General features: G+C 43.0%; 23 protein-coding genes and 1 pseudogene. 14 read left to right on the top strand and 10 right to left on the bottom strand.

The features are described 5' to 3' along the window. The first annotated feature begins 744 nt into the window (after nt 1–744). The 3 genes from ACFI6G_RS01300 to ACFI6G_RS01310 all read left to right on the top strand — a co-directional run bounded on the left by ACFI6G_RS01300 (nt 745) and on the right by ACFI6G_RS01310 (nt 2,480). Nucleotides 745–1,503, top strand: coding sequence for a hypothetical protein (locus ACFI6G_RS01300; RefSeq protein ID WP_462710103.1), 759 nt, complete (start codon nt 745–747; stop codon nt 1,501–1,503). A 12-nt stretch (nt 1,504–1,515) separates the two neighbouring features. Beyond that, nucleotides 1,516–1,833, top strand: a complete 318-nt coding sequence (locus tag ACFI6G_RS01305; RefSeq protein ID WP_102402262.1) for a hypothetical protein — start codon at nt 1,516–1,518, stop codon at nt 1,831–1,833. A gap of 308 nt (nt 1,834–2,141) precedes the next feature. Continuing rightward, a complete protein-coding gene (locus ACFI6G_RS01310) occupies nt 2,142–2,480 on the top strand; it encodes a cytosolic protein (RefSeq protein ID WP_102402263.1) in 339 nt (112 codons plus the stop codon). Between the two features lie 298 nt (nt 2,481–2,778). Here the strand turns inward: ACFI6G_RS01310 and ACFI6G_RS01315 are convergent, their stop codons facing one another. Continuing rightward, complete coding sequence (locus tag ACFI6G_RS01315; protein WP_017085640.1) at nt 2,779–3,036, bottom strand: hypothetical protein; 258 nt, start codon at nt 3,034–3,036, stop codon at nt 2,779–2,781. Between the two features lie 472 nt (nt 3,037–3,508). Between ACFI6G_RS01315 and ACFI6G_RS01320 the strand changes: the two genes are divergently transcribed. Beyond that, nucleotides 3,509–4,435, top strand: a complete 927-nt coding sequence (locus ACFI6G_RS01320; RefSeq protein WP_462710104.1) for a hypothetical protein — start codon at nt 3,509–3,511, stop codon at nt 4,433–4,435. 99 nt (nt 4,436–4,534) lie between these two features. Here the strand turns inward: ACFI6G_RS01320 and ACFI6G_RS01325 are convergent, their stop codons facing one another. The 3 genes from ACFI6G_RS01325 to ACFI6G_RS01335 all read right to left on the bottom strand — a co-directional run bounded on the left by ACFI6G_RS01325 (nt 4,535) and on the right by ACFI6G_RS01335 (nt 8,311). After that, nucleotides 4,535–5,167: a glutathione S-transferase family protein gene (locus ACFI6G_RS01325; protein WP_016792386.1), complete on the bottom strand. Its 633-nt coding sequence runs from the start codon at nt 5,165–5,167 to the stop codon at nt 4,535–4,537. Between the two features lie 14 nt (nt 5,168–5,181). Then, complete coding sequence (locus ACFI6G_RS01330) at nt 5,182–6,384, bottom strand: YbfB/YjiJ family MFS transporter (protein ID WP_016792387.1); 1,203 nt, start codon at nt 6,382–6,384, stop codon at nt 5,182–5,184. A gap of 418 nt (nt 6,385–6,802) precedes the next feature. Continuing rightward, on the bottom strand, nt 6,803–8,311 hold the full coding sequence (locus ACFI6G_RS01335; protein WP_016784542.1) for a DUF3360 domain-containing protein: 1,509 nt from the start codon (nt 8,309–8,311) through the stop codon (nt 6,803–6,805). Nucleotides 8,312–8,706: 395 nt separating this feature from the next. On the opposite strand from ACFI6G_RS01335, the gene ACFI6G_RS01340 reads away from it, so the two are divergent. The 6 genes from ACFI6G_RS01340 to ACFI6G_RS01365 all read left to right on the top strand — a co-directional run bounded on the left by ACFI6G_RS01340 (nt 8,707) and on the right by ACFI6G_RS01365 (nt 12,617). Continuing rightward, complete coding sequence (locus ACFI6G_RS01340; protein ID WP_016767280.1) at nt 8,707–9,693, top strand: permease; 987 nt, start codon at nt 8,707–8,709, stop codon at nt 9,691–9,693. Between the two features lie 33 nt (nt 9,694–9,726). Continuing rightward, nucleotides 9,727–9,975, top strand: coding sequence for a thioredoxin family protein (locus ACFI6G_RS01345; protein WP_010441308.1), 249 nt, complete (start codon nt 9,727–9,729; stop codon nt 9,973–9,975). Nucleotides 9,976–10,059: 84 nt separating this feature from the next. Then, nucleotides 10,060–10,575: a sigma-70 family RNA polymerase sigma factor gene (locus ACFI6G_RS01350; protein ID WP_016767281.1), complete on the top strand. Its 516-nt coding sequence runs from the start codon at nt 10,060–10,062 to the stop codon at nt 10,573–10,575. A 350-nt stretch (nt 10,576–10,925) separates the two neighbouring features. Further along, entirely contained in the window at nt 10,926–11,264 is a 339-nt protein-coding gene (locus ACFI6G_RS01355; protein WP_010441305.1) for a hypothetical protein, read from the top strand. A gap of 83 nt (nt 11,265–11,347) precedes the next feature. After that, on the top strand, nt 11,348–12,220 hold the full coding sequence (locus ACFI6G_RS01360) for a patatin-like phospholipase family protein (protein WP_010441304.1): 873 nt from the start codon (nt 11,348–11,350) through the stop codon (nt 12,218–12,220). 55 nt (nt 12,221–12,275) lie between these two features. Beyond that, entirely contained in the window at nt 12,276–12,617 is a 342-nt protein-coding gene (locus ACFI6G_RS01365; protein ID WP_016767282.1) for a hypothetical protein, read from the top strand. Nucleotides 12,618–12,972: 355 nt separating this feature from the next. On the opposite strand, the gene ACFI6G_RS01370 is transcribed toward ACFI6G_RS01365, so the two are convergent. From ACFI6G_RS01370 to ACFI6G_RS01380, 3 genes are all read right to left on the bottom strand, one after another. Next, nucleotides 12,973–13,776: a MetQ/NlpA family ABC transporter substrate-binding protein gene (locus ACFI6G_RS01370; protein ID WP_010441300.1), complete on the bottom strand. Its 804-nt coding sequence runs from the start codon at nt 13,774–13,776 to the stop codon at nt 12,973–12,975. 331 nt (nt 13,777–14,107) lie between these two features. Beyond that, entirely contained in the window at nt 14,108–15,223 is a 1,116-nt protein-coding gene (locus ACFI6G_RS01375) for a nickel/cobalt transporter (RefSeq protein WP_016793561.1), read from the bottom strand. 98 nt (nt 15,224–15,321) lie between these two features. Next, entirely contained in the window at nt 15,322–16,044 is a 723-nt protein-coding gene (locus tag ACFI6G_RS01380) for a DUF1007 family protein (RefSeq protein ID WP_016788752.1), read from the bottom strand. 369 nt (nt 16,045–16,413) lie between these two features. Here ACFI6G_RS01380 and ACFI6G_RS01385 point away from each other — a divergent pair, with 369 nt between their 5' ends. Together ACFI6G_RS01385 and nqrM are read left to right on the top strand one after the other, a co-directional pair. Beyond that, nucleotides 16,414–16,845 (top strand): NifB/NifX family molybdenum-iron cluster-binding protein, encoded by a 432-nt coding sequence (locus ACFI6G_RS01385; RefSeq protein WP_010441294.1) that lies wholly within the window; start codon nt 16,414–16,416, stop codon nt 16,843–16,845. After that, complete coding sequence (gene nqrM / locus ACFI6G_RS01390) at nt 16,842–17,039, top strand: (Na+)-NQR maturation NqrM (protein ID WP_010441292.1); 198 nt, start codon at nt 16,842–16,844, stop codon at nt 17,037–17,039. Before ACFI6G_RS01385 ends, nqrM begins: the two co-directional genes overlap by 4 nt. Nucleotides 17,040–17,184: 145 nt before the next feature. Here nqrM and ACFI6G_RS01395 read toward each other — a convergent pair whose 3' ends face one another. Beyond that, the gene (locus tag ACFI6G_RS01395; protein ID WP_010441291.1) at nt 17,185–17,463 is read right to left on the bottom strand and encodes a DUF134 domain-containing protein; all 279 of its coding nucleotides are present in this window, start codon (nt 17,461–17,463) and stop codon (nt 17,185–17,187) included. 43 nt (nt 17,464–17,506) lie between these two features. On the opposite strand from ACFI6G_RS01395, the gene ACFI6G_RS01400 reads away from it, so the two are divergent. Both ACFI6G_RS01400 and ACFI6G_RS01405 read left to right on the top strand, forming a co-directional pair. Further along, nucleotides 17,507–17,926 carry a PaaI family thioesterase gene (locus ACFI6G_RS01400; RefSeq protein ID WP_010441290.1) on the top strand — a complete coding sequence of 140 codons (420 nt, stop codon included), beginning with the start codon at nt 17,507–17,509 and terminating at the stop codon, nt 17,924–17,926. A gap of 18 nt (nt 17,927–17,944) precedes the next feature. Next, nucleotides 17,945–18,209, top strand: a pseudogene (locus ACFI6G_RS01405) (ABC transporter substrate-binding protein); the annotation flags it as partial. A 43-nt stretch (nt 18,210–18,252) separates the two neighbouring features. Here the strand turns inward: ACFI6G_RS01405 and ACFI6G_RS01410 are convergent. Together ACFI6G_RS01410 and ACFI6G_RS01415 are read right to left on the bottom strand one after the other, a co-directional pair. Then, a complete protein-coding gene (locus ACFI6G_RS01410; RefSeq protein ID WP_010441287.1) occupies nt 18,253–18,453 on the bottom strand; it encodes a hypothetical protein in 201 nt (66 codons plus the stop codon). Between the two features lie 502 nt (nt 18,454–18,955). Further along, the gene (locus ACFI6G_RS01415) at nt 18,956–20,659 is read right to left on the bottom strand and encodes an FAD-dependent oxidoreductase (RefSeq protein WP_010441285.1); all 1,704 of its coding nucleotides are present in this window, start codon (nt 20,657–20,659) and stop codon (nt 18,956–18,958) included. Nucleotides 20,660–20,688 lie beyond the last annotated feature (29 nt).

Below are 20,688 nucleotides of genomic sequence, written 5' to 3' on the forward strand. Positions count from 1 at the left end.
TATTAGATGATGTTGACCTATAACGCCAAGCTCACCTGCGAGTGAACGTGGACTATGTTTGAGCTATATCGAGTCAAACATAGTCCACGAATCAGGGGTAAGTGCACTGTAATTACCATAATCCCATGTAATACACTGATTTTATATCAACTTGCTAGCACCGCCAGTGCAACAAAGAAGAGTGTGACAAACCACAGCATGTTCGTCGGGCTATACACAAGCACGAATTGAAGTTCTTAGGAGTGCTCGACCCTGCGCAACAAATGCACTTATTGAGCTATTTTCTAATAGCGGATTTTCACGGCGTTTTCTGTATGAATACAATGCGCATGGCAATAAAAGTAATGCGGAACGTCAAGGTATGATGGCGTTGCCAAATAAAGATAGGCTGCAGGCTTTATTGGGTGGTGAAACACGCTTCCAACGTAAGAATTTTCAGCTTGATCATTGAGGTCATACTTCTAGCCATTAGGCCAATAAAATTAAATTAGTGGGAACGCCGATTAACTCTATGGCCATCGGAACGACATATAACTACCCAATTAGAGCAACCACAGCGGTTCAACGCAACCTTGATGAAAGCGGTTCAGTCAGGCGTTGAGTATTAATTTTAAAGGATGTCTTTAGCTAATGATGTTAAATGATTGAATAAAATAGATTTCAAAATAAATTTAGCTACCAAACCTACAATTTATACGTTTGCTCTACTAATATAAATGTTGCATATGATAGGGAGCGCGTTAAATGAAATTAATTTTGGTGTCACTGCTAATAGCTAGCCCAATGGTCTTAGCAACTGACTTTGACCCTAATTTTTCTAGCGACTTTGGGATCGTTATCCAAGATGAACAAACTTTAACTATTAAACATGGTGTGTCTAACTCTTCTTTTGTAAATGCAGATACGTCTATAAAGCTAAAATCACTACATATGAAGAAGGGTTCAGTACTTATTATTGATTATAGTGCAGGGTATACGAGAATCGAGGCTTTAGAGGCCACTTTTGACGAAGGTTCATCAATAATCGTTGAAGGCAAAGATGGTCATAAAGTTGGTGAAGATGGTTACCCTAGTCCACCGCTTACACTTACATTTCCGGAATTGAAAATGAATGGGGCTTACTTCAAGGCTGTGGGAGGTGACGGAGCCAAAGGGGCAACAGGAGTAAAAGGAAAAAACGCTGGCCAAAAAAAGTGCAGCTCCGGAGATGGTTGGCCAGCGGAAAATGGAGGGAGAGGTGGAGTTGGGGGTAAGGGTAGTAGTAATAACAATATCGTTCTTTATACAGCTTCCCCGAAAAATGAATTGGACTACACGGTAGATTTTGTCGCGGGAAAAGGAGGTGAAGGCGGTACTGGAGGTCAAGGAGGTGATGGTGCTCCAGGAAAAAAATGCATAGGCTACAAAAGAGGCTCTCGACCTCCAGGTAAAATAGGTCCACCAGGCGCTAGCGGTAAAAGAGGCGAAACAGGTCAGTTTATAGTCATCAATATTACGTCATAAGAGATAAGTAACATGATAAAAAAATTCACTCTAATTCTGATTGTTTTTGCGTCAAATATCGTTTGGGCTAACACCGTGTTTCTTGAAGAAACCACTAACGGTGATAACTATATAATTCTTAAGTTTGAAAATGATAGTGACCAAACTTGCGAAAGTTTTATAAAACTTGAGTATTTTGGAAAACTATTTAGTTCATCATCTAGCGAAGATTGGCATAAAAAAGTTGAAGGAAAGTTTAGTATAGTAGCCAATAGCACACACTCGGTTGAATATTATGATTCTATGGCTAAGGACTGGAGAGTCGATGTCCAATGGACTAAATGCGACTAGTCGAGTCTCGAGGTTTTCCAATGAATAAGCTATTTATGGTATTTGAATGGTGAATTACTGCAGTCGCTAATTACAATATAGGTATATTCCGCTATTTTTTAGATCATTGTTTTTCAAGCGTGGCGCCCTGAGTGCATATGATACTCTTGTATTTTATGACGTTAGGATTATTATTCGATCAAACCATTCCTGTTGGATGATAAGTGCATCATCACCTGCCACAATAACCGCTTTAAGCCACTCAATTTCTCCCACGCTCACTGCTCGATAGTAATAGAATCCCCGCATTAGAAATATCGAGAACCACTATGTTTATCCATCATGTAAACGGCATCGACTGGCTGGTGATTACCGCCTTTGAAGAACTGAAGCCGATGTTTATCGAAGAAGCTGGCCCAATCCCATCGTACTTCTCTATCAACAGCGAGCTTAGCCTGATTGACCAAGCCAAGCGCAGCTATGGTTTTTTGCCGACACTTCGCGGCGTGATCACTGACACCGGCTCCTATCAAAGTAAAGATCTTGAAGAAGACTTGAACCCGCAGTTAGCGTGTATTGTTGAAGGGCGTGGTCGCGTGTTTATCTATCACGGTGATTACGTGGCTTTTGCCGATGACGAGCAAACCTTCATTACTCGAATGGATTAAAGACAGTTAAGTAGGGCGGTTGTAATCACTCTATAAATAAAACTAGGGTTTCGCATGAATGAGGCCTTCGTTTTTTAAATCTAATCGATGGAGTCTGTCACTCTGTGAGAGCCCATTACTTTTTGTCTTGAGATTCTTTATATTTTTTTGCAATCCACTCATGCAAATGAAGTCCCGTTTGACGCTTTAGGAATACACTGATACCAGCCAAAATTAACAGCCCAATTATTGTGCCCATAATCATCTCCACGCTTTAGCATTTTCTAAATTCATTTTAATCAATACGTTAGTGTTTTGATTAATCCATTGATTTCATCATTTTATCTATATTAAGCCCACCAAGATCCTCGAGGTTATTCTTAATCTCTTCATCGATTGATAGCTGGCGTTCCACTTTCTTTATTTCCTTCTCAAGAAACTTTTCAACTTCTTGAGATACGTTGAACATTAAGCCCTGTTCACGCGCTGCTTTTCTCGCTCGTTTAAGACGAACATCTAAGTCTGATGAGATTTTGATGTTCAGTGATACTTTGGATTGTTTTTTCTGTAATGACATATCGATTCTCAACTTTATCTGAAAAATACTATAAACTTTTCTACCTTTTTAGCAAGAAATTTTGAGGTTGACGGATTTAGGGTCGAACAAGAATACATCAAGGATTACAGCATTTATTACATCAAATATTTAGGCCACTTCCCAAATCTAGAGCATTCAGACCAGTTCAATACAACGTTGCTGAAAGCAAGTAGGGCGGTTGTAGCCCTTAATTGGAAACTAAGGCCTCGCGTGTGCGAGGCCTTTTTGGTCGTTGGAGGTTTTGCTAGCTACATTCATTTCAATTTGCGAGTAATGATCGCATCGTTCATTCGTTTATGGTCCTTAAACGGCGGCCTCATAGTTATATAAATGCTCTATCAACCATCCCTAGATATGTAATCAGCATCACTGTTATTAGTAAGGGCTGACCGAATCTAGTAGGTGTTTTCTACTGATAATCACTTTAACTATGTGTTTAGGACGTTCTGCTATGGCTAAGAAAATAATATTCATTCATGGTCGCGCTCAAAAGCCCGATAAAGATTCCTTTCAAGCACTTTGGTACGAGGCTATAGAACATGGCTTACAGCGAGATTGTGGATACTCAAGTTCATTACAAGCTTTTAAAGATGTCGATAAACGGTTTGTCTATTACGGTGAACTATCGAACACATTGTTAGAGAAACCAACGGAAGACCCTGCAAGTCGACAACAAGCGCTGTCTGAACTCAAAAAGTACAAGACAAGCCAGTTCAATAAAACAACGTATAACAAGGTGTCTAAAATTGGTTTTCTAAAAGAGGCGCTAGCAGATACCTTTTCATCGCTATTTGGAAAGCTGGGTGTGGCTGAGACACTTATAACGAAGGTCGCGCCAGATATGGCGCATTATTGGTATGAAGATACCTATTTTGGCAGCGATGTTAGGCATCGGCTAATGGTTGAACTGAAGGAAGCGCTTGATAATCAGGATGATGTGATGATTGTATCGCACAGTCTAGGGTCGATGATCAGTTATGACGTGTTGTGGAAGCTGTCTCATTACGGAGAGTATAGACACGACTATGGTGCGGATAAGAAGGTCAACTTATTGCTCACGCTCGGGTCACCGTTAGGCGATGAAAACGTAAAAGACAGGCTAAAAGGGAGTCGCTTGAAAGATGAGAAGAAGTACCCGTTAAATATTCAGCAGTGGATAAACATATCGGCAGAAGATGATTTTATCTCTCATGACAGCAAAATTAGAAATGACTTTAAGGATATGCTCAAACTGGATCTGATACCCGGCGGAGTGAAAGATATCCACCCGATTTATAACCTCAATATTCGAAACGGAAAAAGCAATCCGCACGCTTCCATCGGTTATCTCATTAATCCTAAATTCACCAAAGTATTGGATGAATGGCTCTCGAGTTGATTTGGTTTAGTAGAGCAGTTAACCGTTCGATAGAAAAGCTAAGGTCTCGCGTGTACGAGGCCTTGCTAGACTCATTCAACACAACACTGATCAAAGTGATTAAGAATTTTTGTATTCGCAATAGCTAAGTTTTTTTGAAAGCGACTCTAGGTTAAATTTGGCCAATGTGTCTTTAAACGGCGAATTGTGTAAGGCAGTCGTGAGGATGTCGTGCTCCTCTGCTGAAAGCAAACTAGCGTGCCTGAATAGAACGTAATCTAATGCTATGTGCAGGTACAATGTTGAGAAGTCAGCGTGAAGCAAATCATGATTGTTATTCAACTGCCCGATAAGCGCTTTAACGCACCTTTGAATACCTTCCTTTCCCCTAATCGTTAGCTCGTTTTGCTCAGCTTCGAAACGGCTCAGTGCAGCGCACCGAAAGGCCACTTCCATCAGCGTTTTGCTCACTCCCAATAACGACATGCGTTGAGTGTCGCTAGCCTTGGTCGCTGCTAGTTTTTCAGTTGGGTAAGCTTGCATGAGAAACTCGCAGATCGTTAAGCTCTCGGTGAGTGCAACCTCATCACTGGTTTCTAGAACCGGAATGGTACTGAATGGATTGATTGTGACCAATGTGTTGGGCGTTTGCCATGGGTCGATCCATTCAAGAACTATTGGAGCATCACACAGATAGGCCGTGGCTAACACTGCTCTGGAGAATGGGGAGGTGTCGTTTAAATACAGTTTCATGAGCGATTCCTTTGCTAAGAATTTATTTGAGCAGTGTTTAAAGTCTGTTGTTTGGTTGATGTAAACGTAATGCAGAGTACCGACAAAATGAGTGCACTCGCGCTGATCATAAATAAGAGGTTATAACTGGTGAGTTGCGGGGCGTAATGAGCCATAACAAAGCCGACTATTCCTTGCGATATCGCAAAAGCCATTGTCATTGCTCCCCAAGATTTCGTATGGAGCTGTGTCCCAACGATCTCTAAGGTATAAGTTGAGACCAGTGTTACGGTGCCAGGAGTAAACATACCTACCAACAGAGATGAAGCAAAAAGTGCTATTTCGCTGGTGCTTAATAGCGGAAGAGCAACCCCCACAGCTTTACAAATAAACGCCGCTAATAGTGCTTTTTTAAGTCCAAATTTATCACCTAGTATCCCGGTTACTATTGGCCCAATCGCTGCTCCTATGCCAAAGACAGCCCAATAAAAACCACCACTCGCAAAACTCATTTTCAGCTCTCGAACAATATAGTCGACCCAGAAAAGAGTATGAGGTAAATAGCCAATAGCGTTGAAGGTATAGGCTAAAAGTACACAGCTAACACTGATACGCTCATTCTTAGATAAGGCATTAAACGTCGATGGACTTTTATCGCAATGGTTTGGCTTAACCTCAAGAGACCATGCGTTCCACGTCAGGACAGTTGCAACGAAAGCGATCGCTCCCATACCTAACCATGCACTTTCAACGCTTTGGTAGATAAGTAAAGGTATGATGGTTCCTGAAATCATCGCGCCAATACCAATGCCTGAAAACACGACGCCACTGATTCTTGCTTTCATTTCTTGCGGGTGAAGGCTGGTGATCACGGGTGGTGCGAGTACCATGAGTACGGCACCTGATATACCCGCAATGGTTCTAAGCGTTAAAAACCATTCAAAGGGCGCAGATTTTAAGGCACAACCAAGATAGCTAAAGCTACTTAACAACAAAGAGGCACGTATGAGTGTGCCTGTTGAATAATATCTTTGTAAAAAGCTCGATGCAGGAGCTCCGAATATATAGCCAATCAGTGTTGCTGCGCCGAGTATGGAGGCATCTTCGCTTGAGAACCACCCACTTTGAATGAGCACAGGCATTAATGCTATGTAGGCAAAGCGACCAATCCCGTTCCCAACTAATGTTGCTGCGAGCCCAGCGAAGGTGTTGCGGTTTAAGAGTTTTACGTGCTGCATATCTCGTACTGTTGGTTTGCATATGTAACATTACGCTAACATTTAAACTTGAACTATCTAAGCTGAGTTTTTGCTCTAATGTTTAAGGTTTGATGACAACTTACATTTTTTGTAAGTGTCAGATTGGTCATTTACATCTCTAATCTCTAGCTAGTATAGGTAAAAGCTAATGGGAGAGGGGGAGTAACTGAATATCGATCGTTACAACTATAGCCATATGTTCAATAGCAAAGAATGATCTCTCCCTCGAACGTTAATCTAAAGAGAGCGTTTAAGTTCATTTGAGAGGCTTTGATGCTAGATCCGTTCAATATAACGTTGATGAAAGCGTTTAAGTTGTAATCGTTGATAGATAAAACAAGGCCTCGCGATTGCGAGGCCTTTTTGTGGTCCGACTGAAACTCAATATTAATCGAGCCTAGCGAAAGCTCGGGATAATCGCTGGAATCCCCGGTAGAAGGCCAACCAACGCCATCACACCAGTTAGCACAATAAACATAGTTCCAGGCAACACCCAACGGCTCATTTTACTAAGCTCACTACTACGTTCTTTACAACCGACTAAGCCTAAGTTATCCAACAGCATGGTGAGAGCCCAACCAAATGCAGGGTTAACCAGTGCTGAAGAGAACACGACAATCGCGGCCGATTGGGTGGTTTTCCCTTCACGCGTCATTTCCATTCCAGCTTCTAGCAATGGCACAAATACCCCAACAATGAGCGCGACACAAAGCACAGGTTGCCAGATAGCTAAATCCATTGGGTAACCCCAAACAGCGGCGATGATACAGAACAGAGCTGTGAGCAAAGCGCCAGCAGGAATAGGGCGTTTAGCAATCGCCGCCGGTACGATGTAAGTACCCCATGAAGACGTAAAGTTAGTGCCGCCAAGTAGAGAGCCGAACGTTTGACGAATTGAAGCCGTGGTCATGGTGTCGTCGATGTTCATGTGTACTTTTTCGGTACGTTCTGGGTAGCTGATCTTTTGAAATACTTGATGGCCTAAGAAATCTGGTGACCACATCGCTACGGCTAGAATCGCAAACGGCAATACCACCATGAAATGTTCAATCGTTGGTAGGCCTAGCATCCAACCTGTGTTTTCTCCCCACCAATACATAGGGTTCATGTTGGGTAAACCTGGCTCGGTTTGAAAAGAGAACGGCGCGCCCATGGCAAATGCTAACGTACCACCCAGTAAGCAGCTAAGAGGGACGGCTAACCAGCGCTTACGGAAATGTTCCAATAGCGCGTACAAAATTATGGTGCAGAAGATCACGACAAAAGCGATATGGCTCATGCCGATTCCCTCAGCCCAAGCAAACAGCTTTTTCACTTGGGAAGCGGTTCCAACAAAGCCAAGGTAGAGCAATAAGCCGCCACACACGCCTTTACTGGTGAGGTTGGCCAGCATACTGCCACCTTTACTGATGGCTAAGATGAGGCCAAAAGCGCCAATCAACAAGCCAAAGGCCATAGGGTGGCCGCCTGCTGCAACGACAATCGGAATTAAAGGAATGAGTGGACCATGTGTACCTGCGAGGTTCGCGGTCGGCAATAGGAAGCCAGAGAAAATAATAATGAAAACAGAGGCGATGAGGAGTTCATAACGAACGTTTTCTAGAATGAAGTCTTCATTTAATCCGAGTGCTCCCGCAAAGGTAGCAGCAATCGCGCCCACCATAACCACTTTACCAATCGTGGCTGCCATCGCTGGGATAGTATCTTCTATCTCGAATCGATAATCTTTAAACGGTAAATTTGGACGCCAACGCTTAGGCGACATGATTTGTAATTCATGTTCTAAATATTGTTCGCGGGAATCAAATTCTGATCTTGGTTTGTGTTGTTGTTCATAAGTGAGTTCATCCTCATTGGCTTGAGGCTTATCTGCTTGTATATGTACGGACTCTAAAGTACTGCTCATGTTGATTCCTTTCGTTCACACTCTAAGGCGTGTTATTCCAACAAACGTTATTGACTCACGCAGAAGCGCAAACAATGTGTCAACTTATTATTAAAAATTCATTAACATTTAGTTGTTAGTACCTTATACCAAACCAAAAAAAACAAATAGTCTCAGTTAGTTAGACATTAGTCGTAGAGTTTGATGGCAAATATGAGAGACGGTAAAGAGGGTGAGTTCGCTTGTTTATAGGCCATTAATTACAGGAACAATAAAGTCACTTTCAACAACGAACGGCCGAGTGGACCTGTTCTGCAATTGAGCCTAAAAATCAAAACTCAAAAATAATTTAGAAAAGTGTGCATCCTTTCGCGACGTCAAACGTGTTAGAGGTAAATCGTTTAGAGGGTGCCACTATGTTGGACGTTTTTACTTACTTTGCCGACTGGCTGACGTATTCCATTTTTAACTTGGAAGCCAGTACTTCAATGGCAACAGGCGTTCATTTCTTTATCGAAGACACCAGTAAGATCTTAGTCTTATTGGTCGTGTTGATTTACGTTATCTCCGCGCTGAGAGCCAGTTTGAGTGTGGACAAAGTTCGACAATATCTACAAGGTAAGCGCCGCGGTGTGGGTTACTTCCTTGGCTCGCTATTTGGTGCGATTACACCGTTTTGCTCGTGCAGTTCTATTCCTCTGTTTATGGGTTTTGTCTCAGCACGTATTCCCATTGGTGTGACTATCGCATTTCTTATTACATCGCCTCTGATCAATGAGGTGGTGATCATCATGCTTGGCAGTGTCCTTGGGCTGAAATTCACCATCATGTACGTTGTGATTGGTATGTCGCTTGGCATTTTTGCAGGCTTTGTCTTAGATGCTTTTAAAGCCCACCGTTGGTTACAACCTTTCCTTGCCGAAGCGTATCAAAAAGCCAATGAGTTAGATGAACAGCCTCAAACGGCGATTGAATCAACCCCAATGACGTTTAAACAGCGCCATGAATTTGCTGTGAACGACACCAGTACCATCTTCAAACGCATTTGGATTTGGGTCTTTGTTGGTGTGGGTATTGGTGCGTTTATTCATGGTTTTGTTCCGGCGGATTGGTTCGAGCAAAACCTCGCACACGGCCAGTGGTGGACGGTGCCCCTCGCGACACTTAGTGCGATTCCGATTTACACCAACGCAACGGGCATAGTTCCAATCATGGCGTCTTTGATAGACAAAGGTATGCCACTAGGAACCACGCTGGCGTTTTGTATGGGAGCGGTCGCAGTGAGCTTGCCAGAGTTCATGATGCTCAAACAAGTGATGCAATACCGATTGCTTGGTGTAATCGCGGGTTACTTGCTGGTGGCGATTTCCATCACCGGTTGGTTGTTTAATTTCTTCTATTAATCACAGCAGAGCAAATGCTCACAGGAGTCTGATATGAAAAGCATTCAAGTTTATGGTTCAGGTTGTAAGAACTGCGTCGTTACCGCAGAACGGTTTGCCGAGGTCGCACAAGAGTTAGGGCAGCAAATCAATATTGAAAAAGTCACCAGTTTGGAAGCCATTATGAAAGCTGGCATTATGAGCACACCGGGTATCGCGATTAATGGTGAGTTAAAACACACGGGGTCGGTGCCATCTGTTGATCTGGTTCGCGATTTACTCAAGGAAAATGTTGTAGCGTAAAAGTAAGGAAAGAGCGTCGCGCATGCAGAGTTTTTTGAATGAGCATGCGCGACGGATTATCGAGGTTCAAGAATGAAATGTTTGATGAATGCGTGGAATCATGCGGAACCTAGCCTTTATGGTTGGCTACTAAAACAGACCCAAAATCCGCACGAAGCGGAAGACATCATGCAAGAAGTGTTTCTGAAGGCCATGGGAAATAGCGAGCGTTTCTGTACATTGCAGAACGGTAAATCATGGCTGTTTAAGATGACCAGAAACCACCTTGTTGATCAGCTGAGACGGAAAATATATTCGGTAGACATCGAAGAATTTGTGATGCCCACGGATATTTCCCCTGCGATGGTTCAGCTTCAACGCTGCCTTCCCCAGGTATTGGTCAAACTCACCGAGCAAGATCGTGATGTGATAGAACAATGTGACCTCAATGGTATGACACAAAAAGACTACGCAGAGAAACACCAGCTCAGCCTACCAGCCGTTAAGGCACGTTTACGTCGAGCCCGTATAGAACTCAAAACCATTTTGGTGAGTGAGTGTAAAGTGACTCAAGACCAATCGGGCGTTTGTTGCTTTAGGTCATTTCAAGCAGAGCCTTAAGTCTTTTCAAGTAGAGCGTTAAGTCCTTTCAAGCTGAACCTTAAATCCTTCTGGAAGTAATGTTTCCGCTTTAAACTAATTTATAGGCCATTACTTTAAGGAGCAATAAACGAAGGTTTAACAAGAAAACGTTCGGCTCTAAAGGCCCTTATAAAATTCATCGACTCAAGATTTCTTGTGTTCTTGGGGTAATTTGATAATGGATATCTGTTCCAGTTTTATTCTGAATATATTGGGCGACAAACAGGGAAAGGCCTTGTCGTTAGCAACCAAATCTCTACCACGTTCTGCGCCTGATAGTGATAGAATCCCCGCATTAGAATTATCGAGAATCTAGGTATTTATAAACAATGTTTATCCATCACGTTAATGGCATCGACTGGCTGGTGATTACAGCTTTTGAAGAACTGAAAACGATGTTTATCGAAGATGCAGGCCCAATCCCGGCTTACTTCTCTACCGCCAGTGAATTGAGCCTGATTGATCAAGCCAAGCGCAGCTATGGATTTTTGCCGACACTCCGCGGTGTAATCACCGATACCGGCACGTATCAAAGTAAAGATCTTGAAGAAGATTTGAACCCACAGCTTGCCTGTATCGTTGAAGGGCGTGGTCGGGTGTTTATCTATCACGGCGACTATGTGGCTTTTGTCGATGACGAGCAAACCTTTATCACTCGCATGGACTGAAAAGATTCACTCATTTGAGGCTAGCGAATCGGAAAATCAACGAGTGAACCAGTCTTGAATAAAAATATTAAAGGATTAGTACGATGGCAAAAACGATCTCATTGGTACTTGGCAGTGGTGGCGCAAGAGGCTTGGTTCACGTTGGCATCATCCGCTGGCTAATTGAGCACGGCTTTCAGATAAAATCCATCTCTGGCTGTTCAATTGGTGCACTTATCGGTGGTGTCTACGCGGCGGGTAAGTTGGATGAATTTGAAGAGTGGGTCACCAGTATCGACCAATCGGATATGGCTATGATGTTGGACTTTTCATGGCAATCAAGTGGTATCTTCAAAGGGGACAAGATCATCGACACACTGCGTAGGCTGATCGGCGAAATTTCAATTGAAGATCTGCCTATCCCTTATACCGCAGTTGCTGCCAACGTCGCTGATGAAAAAGAGGTTTGGTTGCAATCGGGTTCTTTGTTTGATGCTATTCGTGCTTCTATCTCTTTGCCATTGTTCTTCACGCCTCACGTCATCAATGGTGAAGTGCTGATCGATGGAGGAGTGCTCAATCCCGTACCGATTGCGCCTACCTTTAGTGATAAGACAGACTTTACTCTGGCTGTGAACTTAGGTGGTGAACCTGAGATGCTTCAACAGGAAGTGATACCGGTTTCTCTACCAACAAAACAGAGTAACCTACATGAGAAGGTTACTCTTTTTATCGATAATCTAGGTAGCAGTGTAAAAAGTAAAATGAGCTTCAATTTTGCTGCCTACGACATTGCCAACCAAGCGTTTGATGCGATGCAATCAACCATTGCTCGTCAAAAATTGGCCGCTTATCCCGCAGATATTACGCTTGAGATCCCACGTAATGCCTGTGGCACCTTAGAGTTTGATCGCTCACAAGAGATGATAGATAGAGGCTACCATTTGGCACAGGCTAATCTGGGTAACCGACTTTAATGGGCTGGTCGTTAATTTTTATGGTTAGGCAACAGGCTAACTAAGAGGGGGATTTATGCAAACTGAACTCCACGAGCTTATGTCAACAAAAGATGTCATCGTTCTCACAAGCTTAGAAGTGCCAGCCGTATCTTGGCTGATCGATGGCTATCAAGAGAACGCTGATACCCAAATTATCGAGAACGCACACCAATTAGACACCGAAGCGATTGTGTCGCAATGTCGAAGCGGCCTTAGTGACGGTAAAAAGGTCATACTTACCGCGCAGTTTCGCAGCCAGCTACCTATTATCAATATCGCTTCACTGTGTAATGAGAAGCGCAAATTATTGATCAATATTGAGTTGTCCGGTTGGAATGAAGAAAAACGCCTTCCCCATTCTTATAGCAGTTTCTAGTTTGTAGCCGTTTTTAGTTAACTAGCAGTGTCTCTTTAATCAGAGCCGTTCAATACAACACTGATGCAAGTGGTTAAGCCAGTTAAGTAGGGTGTATTTTCGTTTGATAGATAAAACTAAGGCCTCGCATGTGCGAGGCCTTTTTATTTCAGATCTTGCAAAAACCGATCTCTAACAAAAACCGATCTCTAACAAATTATTGGGAACGAACTAGGTTAGCAAGCCATAACGAGTTTAGGATTACGAATTAAAGTATTCAATAGCTTAGTTTCGTAATAACAGCCGATAAACTTAAGATCAGGACGTTGCTTAATTGCTTCACATACAACGCCAAATCTAAGGTTATTCTTTTAGCTTAATTTGCCGCTTCTATGGTGCCTTTGAAGGTGCTGTTCAAAAAGTCATTGATCTCTTGAGAGTGATAAATCGAAATGATCTTTTTATAGACTTCATTATTTTTGTCTTCTTCTCGCGCCGCAACAACCATCACAGCTAAAGGTGCGTCTTTCTTCTCTAAGTAGATACCTTGTTTCTTAGGATCTAACCCTGCAGACATCACGTAGTTCATAGTAATAGCTGCAGCGTCTACATCGTCAAGAGAGCGGGGCAACTGTGCGGCATCAACTTCGACAAATCGAATATTCTTTGGATTGGAGACAATATCGGTTAGAGATGCATTGAATCCAACGTTTTCTCTCAGTGAAATAAGCCCTGCATCTTCTAATAGTAATAGTCCGCGTCCGCCATTTGTTGGATCGTTTGGAATCGCAATTCTTGCGTTGTCAGGAATAGAGTCAAGTGAAGTGTACTTGTTAGAGTAAACGCCCATACGCATCAAAATTGAACGTCCGATAGAAACCAACTTACTATCATGATTGTCGTTAAAGTTGTCGAGAAATGGCTGATGTTGGTAGCTATTAAGTTGGATACTTCCGTCATCCAGTGCTGCGTTAGGGGTGATGTAGTCTGAGAATTCAACTAATTCGATGTTAATCCCTTGCTTCGCTGCTTCAATAGCGACGGCCTGTACAACTTGTGCGTGTGGACCTACTGTTGCACCAATCTTGATGACTGCCTCGTCTTTTTTTCCACATCCTGTCACACCTAATGTGAATGCCAATGCCAACAGGGATGCGGTGATTTTTTTGTAGCTTTTCATGATAACTCCATTTAATTAACCAAAAGACATATGGGTGCCTAGACGTCTATATTATCTATTAATGCGATTGGGTCAATAGGTTTGTTAAAGGAGAAGTTAAATTGATGTTATTACTAGGTGGGGTATATAACTCCAAAGTATTGGATCTGCTTTCGCAAGCGATTATCTGATTACACTAAATCACAGTGACGAAAACTCGACGAACTTTATCGTTAAGAGAAAAGATTTCTTTAACCGTTAGTGATAGATAAAAATAAGGCCTCACGTTTGCGAGGCCTTGTCGTATGAGGATTGTAGAATTCACTGGATATTAATTAAACGCTTCCACTAATTACATGGTGAAGACTGGCGACATGCCGCTGTCTTGTCCGTTCATTAATAGTAGTCCAATCACAATAAGTAATAGACCGCCAAATAGCTGCAAATAATGACCAGCGACTTTTAATGAGGCACTGCTATTCTTGTTACCTGCGGCTAAGTAGCGTTTCACCAAATGTTTGCCTGTTAGCGTCATCATTGCAATTAGTGAGGTTGTTAATGCCGTACCAACCGCCATTGCCAACGCACTAAGAACACCCATCCAATACAAGCCGACCATGTTAGCGAAAAGCAGAACCATAATAGCTCCAGTACACGGCCTTACCCCTATGGTGATAATGATTCCTGCATATTCACGGAGCGTTGAAGCTTTATTTATCGCGTCTGCATCGGCGACGTGCTGGTGGCCGCATCCGCAGTCGGCATGAGAGTGATCTGCGTGCGAGTGTTCTGCTGATTGTATTGTACGAATGGGGTTCAACATCGCGGAACCATCAGATACTGATGAGCGACGCGCCATTGGTGATTGGGTCGAGATCGGTGAACGAGCGGCCATAGGAGAAGGCATATCTGTTGCGAATGCGGTGATGGTCTTCACTTTCAACTTTGGTTTGCGCACCGTTGAGTAGATGTTTTTCAGAGCTTTCCAGCAGATCAATGTACCCACCACGGCCACTAAGGCAAAGCTCAATGAAACAAATAGGTTGGCTTTGTCGTTCACTACTCGCATTGAAGCATTAAAGCCCCACAACAAAACGCTGACTAATAAGACAGCGACCAGTGCTTGTAACAAAGCGGAGACCACCGTAAGAATCAAGCTGGCTTTTGCTTTGGTTGGGTGAGTGGCTAAGTATGTTGAAACGATGACTTTGCCATGGCCAGGCCCCAAAGAGTGCAGCATTCCATAGATAAAACTGAATCCAATCAGGTAACAGCCTGCTCCCCAAGGGTTTGACTTGGTTTGGTAGAGTAGGTCTGCAAGTTCTGAATTGACCTCTCTTTGCCATTGGATACTGGTGATAACGAGTGATGGCCACATCGACCATAATTGATACGCGCCAACAGCAACAAATAATAATGCACCGATACCAATGAGGGCATGGTTGGCTTTGAATTGATTTTTCTTCATATAACAAGAACCTGAATTAGAGATTACTATTTTCGTTAATTTGGCAGGTTTAACTCGTTTGAGTTAAGACGTTTAATAGCTCAAACGAGTCGCTGCGGTTAGGAAGTGGGAAGCGCAGCACAATGAAGCTTGACCGATTGAGTAAACAGTTGGCCGAGCGTGTTATCTGGATCCGCATCGGTTGGCAAAGACATCGCATAGCTCATTTGTTCTGGAGTCGGGTTAGGCTCAACGAGTTCTAACTGACATTGTCTCGCGAGTTCTGGCGATAAGGTCACATCCCCCTTAGATAACCACGACATATCGACAAAGTAGCTAGGGTCAAAGATCAATACACGAAGTGTGTCTCTTGTCACCGGTTTTGGTTTGGCAAGCGGTAGGTCAAAAGTGAGCACCATTTTGGCTTTGTCACGTTCAAATTTGGCATGCTCTGCTACTTGATATTTGATTGGCTCTTCATTGTCATAGAAGTAGGTGAAGTAGTGCTCGTACATCATGTTTTCGATAACGGATGCTGCCAGGTTTTTGAACGTTTCTTCTTCTTTGTCTGGAGATACGTCTTCACCATCTAACATATACATCGACGTCATAGCATCAAACGACCATTCCATCGACAGGCCAGTTATTAGGCCATTCTCACCTTCGATGTGGGTCTTCATTTCAACCCAGGAGTGAGGGTGGGCATATAGGTTTGGAGCAAAAGATAGCAATGCAATGCCAAGAGGTAAGCATTTTAGAAAATGAAAACACATCGAAAAGCGGCTTACACAGCCCAAAGAGAGGCGATCGAATACATTGATTAGAGTAGAGAACAGTTTCATGAAGACAGACGGTTATTTGTTGTGATGTTATAATATAACAATTTAAGCATTTATTCACTTTGAAAGAGGATAAGAAGCACATTAAAAACAACACCTGTGACAACAATGGTTTATCTCAAAGGTAGAGCCATAGACCTTAGAGCGTTGGCGGGTAACGTCTTTCTCATAAACCTTTCTGTTTCTATGAATCTTTTCGTCTCAATAAACTTTTCTTTTCCAAGCTACCTTGTAGCTCCGTCTACTCTATAGTTCTTGCTGAAAGTGCTATTTCTCTATTCTGTAAATCTAATTTTTCACACTATAGTTATTGGCATATGCTAATAATGAGGAATATACTGAATGCCTGATCACCAATAACAGGGAGTTACCATGTTATACGCAGTACCTTGTCTTAATCTCCATGTCGGCAATCATTTTGCTCGTTCACCACAGATAGCGATTGTGGATGACCAACGACAAATAAAGCAGGTTGTTTCTTTGGTTGAATCCGACTCATCTTGTAATAAAAAGAAGCAATGGATTTCAGTGATCCACTCTTACGGCGTGCAAGCAGTTGTTGTCCGTCACATAGGAAAAAGGATGCTGGCGCACTTGTTTAAAAACGATATTAAAGTGTTAGCCTCGACAGGAAAGGTTGAAATCGAAGCATTAGATTTTGATCACCTACAAGAAGTGACCGATTTAGATTACGGTCGAGAGCCTCGCAATCATGGGTGTGGTAAGAAAGAGCGTAGGAGAGACGGCGCAATTTTCATGTCACGACCCCACAAATTGGGGGCTATTCGAGGGTTCCGTAAATGACATTCCTACTAACATTATTAGGCTTTGTCGGAATCGTGGCGTTGATGGCGATCGGTGTGTTTTTTTCACGCCAGCCAATCAAAGGCAGCTGCGGGGGGCTAGCGCAGATCGATATTGAGCGTGAATGCAATTGCAAAGAGGTGTGTGAGGAACATAGCCGTAAGCTGTATCAGATCTCAGAACCCTCAAGCTAGAGAGCTCAAACAAGCCGCCATATAGCTAAGTCAATAGATAAACAGATAAACAGCTAAACAGCTAAATCAGATAGTTGAATCGCTCAGTGACGAGTTCGGTATCCAGCAGTGAGAGTGGGATCTAGAGTTAAGGCTAGGGTGTCAGTTAAGAGTTTTGAATGACTAACGCGTGGCCGTTGACGATGCATTTAGCAACCTTGGCTCGTGCACGTTTAATGATGTTACCGAACGTTTGGCGAGACACCTGCATCTGCTCGGCGGCTTCAAGCTGGCTTAGGCCTTCTTGATCAGCCAAGCGTAGCGCTTCCAACTCTTCTAATAGCAGCTCTTCTTGATGAAGCTCGTCCATAGGGACGCCATTAGGCTTAAAACAAGAGTAAGCCGCACGAGTACATAACTGTCGATGTTTTTTTGGTCGAGCCATATCAATCTCTAGAAATCTAAGGGTAAAAGGAATAAGGATAAGTATGAAAGTTTTCATTCCTCACAACCATCGCCGCTGCCAAGTATGCAGCCAAGGCTTCTTTTCAGATAGCCCGATTTGCTTTGAAGTTGCTAGCAATAACGAGAACTTAGCTAAGCATGAAGCCTTAGCCAAGATTGTACCAACAGATAAAGCTGAGGGCTATGATGGCATTATGCAGGGCGGCATTGTTACCGCGTTACACGATGCCACCATGTTGCACTGCTTGTTCCAAAATAATATCACCGCTATGACGGTCAGCTTGACGTCTCGTTTCCATCATCCAATTTTGATTGGCCAAGAGTTAGAGATCCGCGCTCAATGGGTAAAAAGTAAACGCAATATTTACTTTTTAGAGAGTCAGATTACTCAAGGTGGCAAGTTATGTTCATCGGCAAAAAGTCAGTTCATGTCGTCACTTTAGTCATCGAACCTAAGTTCTAATGATCTTGTGAACGTAGAAGTAGGGGAAAAAGTCGCAACAACTTCTTCTTTGATGCTCACCGGCTTTGAAATCCGACACAAGAGTTATGTAGATATGCCAAGGTTGTTAGCGGCTTTAGAGGACGGCGAGGTTGAAGCCATCGTCGCTGATGATGTAGTGCTCAAATATATGATTGATCACGGCAGAACCAATGGGCGATTTGAAAATTCGTGAGTCGCGAAAGTGGCGTAAAATATTGGTCGACTATTTTGCGGATCAGTAATCGAAACCTGCTAAGTACTACAAAGCTTTCTAAGTTTTTATTTCTACAGTTCTGAGCCAGAAGCTTTGTTCTTTTTAAAGTATTTAAATGCAGTCCAGACGGCATAAGCCGCAACACCAACAATCAATGCTGAACGAATAAGGATAGGTGCATCATGTTCTAATTGACTAACATGCGGCACAATACTCGCAAACAATCGACTGGTAAAAAAGAGCCCCATTACTAACATAACAATTTTATTCATGTGACCTGCCGTTCAATTAGATGCGTTATACAAAACAAAGGATGACTTAATCACACTCTCGCGAGGTTAAAACTTGTTCTGTTCGAAATTAAAGAATGCGCTTCTCAAACCCGCTCGTCAACGCGATATCAGCCAAAAACCAGTAAGCTAAAGTTTCGTTTTTGGAAGTGACACTTTTCATTAATGAAGAGATAGTTGGGGATTGAGTGTGCGAGAAACCGTTGAACTTATTACGATGAATTTCGAATTTTCCATTTATTATTATGATTTGGGCTTGCAAGGGTTAGAGATTGTCGATTAGCAAGCACTGCAATCTTTTATTGACTCCTACGAATAATAATAGAGCTTGGCACTTACTCAAATGCCAAGCTCTGTTTTCAATGTTTACTATAAACTACTCACATCTATTTATGGTCGACTTACTCTTAGCAATTAGCAATTAGCAATTAGCAATTAGCCGGTAAGTGTCCGCGAACCATTACCGGCGACTAAGTATTAGTCCTTAAGCTTTTGCATACATGAGTGTTCTATAACCACCGATTAAGTTACGTGCTTTAAAGCCGTTGTTGACGAGTTGGCGATAAGCTACGTTACCACGTAACCCTACTTGGCAGTAGATTACAATCTCTTTGTCTATTGGAAGCTCACTCATTCGATGACGCAGTTGGTCGACTGGAATGTTGATTGCTCCTTCAATAAAGCCACCATTTTCTAGTTCGCCAGGGTTACGAACATCGAGTAGGAGTTGGTTGTCGCTTAATGTTTCAATCTCATCGAAATGAATAGGTGTCGCGTCACCTTTAATAATATTGTTGGCAACAAATGCGGCTTGGTTAATCACGTCCTTAGCACTCCCGTAAGGTGGTGCATAGGTTAATTCTAGGTGTTGAAGTTGATCAACGGTCATACCTGCACGTTGAGCTACTGCCATAACATCAATGCGCTTATCAACGCCATCTTTACCGACGGCTTGCGCACCCAGTATTTTCCCTGTCTTAGGAGCGAATAACATCTTGAACGAGACAACTTGTGCGCCGGGGTAGTAGCTCGCATGGCTTGCTGTATGGACGTATACTTTTTCGTAACTGATTCCTGATTGTTTTAGTTGCTTCTCATTTTTACCTGTTGAAGCGACTGCAAGGTCAAAAATCTTACAAATTGCGGTCCCCTGAGTGCCTTGATAAGCTTCTTGGCGACCAAGCATGTTGTCTGCCGCCATTCGACCTTGACGGTTGGCAGGGCCTGCTAATGGGACGAGCGTTTGCTCTCCTGTTACAAAGTCTTTGTCTTCTATTGCATCGCCGACCGAGTAAATTGAAGGATCGCTCGTTTGCATAAATTCGTTAGTGTAAATACCACCAAAAGCGCCTAGTTGAAGGCCTGCTTCTTGCGCCAATTTTGTTTCTGGACGTACACCAATAGCCATGATCAAAATATCGGTTGTGAGAGTTTCACCGTTATTAAGTGTTAATTCTAATTCACCCTCTAGGTGTTGGTGCTTCTCGCTCTCGCCTGAATCAAAGCTTGCGATGTGTTCGTTAGGTATATATTTCACAGATTCAAGTGCGACGCCGAGTTTTAGGTCGATGCCTTTTTCACGAATCTCCGCATGGGCAAAGCCGGCCATTTCTCGGTCTACTGGTGTCATTACTTGATCGGCCATCTCAATCAATGAAGTTTTGATCCCAAGCTGATGAAACGCTTCCATCATTTCCAAGCCGATAAAGCCACCGCCAACAACTGTCGCGTGCTCAGGCTTATTCATTTGGATTGTCTCGATGATGCGGTCCATGTCTGGAATATTGCGTAGCGAATGGGTGAGGGGGTTATCGATTCCTGAGATGGGAGGAACGACGGCACTGGCTCCTGGGCTGAGTAATAAGAAGTCGTAACTCTCGCTGTAGTGGCTACCATCAACAAGATTTTTGACTGTAACGGTTTTATTGGTGCGATCAATTGAGGTAACTTCGTTCATCACTCGTGCGTCAACGTTGAAGCGAGCTAAGAAGCTTTCAGGTGTTTGTAACAGAAGTTTGCTTCTATCCTCGATATCGCCACCTATGTGGTATGGCAATCCACAGTTGGCAAAAGAGACGAATGGTCCTCGCTCAAACATTATGATTTCGGCTTCTTCACTAAGGCGACGAGCGCGTGCAGCAGCTGAAGCACCGCCAGCTACGCCTCCGATGATTACAATTTTAGTCATACGTTTACCTATTACTGTCTCTAAGTTTA

The sequence above is a fragment of the Vibrio sp. PSi01 genome (genome assembly GCF_054960695.1).